Annotated in this window: 1 protein-coding gene; it reads right to left on the bottom strand. The window is 44.7% G+C overall.

The features are described 5' to 3' along the window. Positions 1-60: 60 nt before the first annotated feature. Positions 61-322 (bottom strand): hypothetical protein (locus C0975_RS11260; RefSeq protein ID WP_245853397.1); only part of this gene is annotated, 262 nt, incomplete at its 5' end.

The following is a 322-nucleotide window of genomic DNA, read 5'->3' as shown; positions in this document are numbered from 1 at the left end:
GCCGGCGACAGATTCTGTGAACTGGCCCGCATTCCCGTTAGCGGTATCAATCATACGCACTCAGAAATAATGCGTTTCATTCACGCCTAAGCCGTCAAATGAATAGCTATTTGTTGGATATGCCAGCGTTACGAGCTTTCTAGCACTTTCAAAACGATTTTCAGTACTCGTCCAAATCTCGATCGCGGAATTTGGATTGGCGAATACTGGATTTTTCCACTGCAGCAAAATCCCAAACACTTTCGAAACAGTAGTTAATTCGCTCACAGCAAAGCTGATATTAAACGACTTAGTAACCGCCTCTGATAGCTGTCCTTGCTCG

The sequence above is a fragment of the Pasteurella oralis genome, from assembly GCF_002850605.1.
Lineage (GTDB): Bacteria > Pseudomonadota > Gammaproteobacteria > Enterobacterales > Pasteurellaceae > Pasteurella > Pasteurella oralis.
Note: the sequence above shows the minus strand (reverse complement) of the source record. Positions and strands in the feature narration are given on the sequence as shown.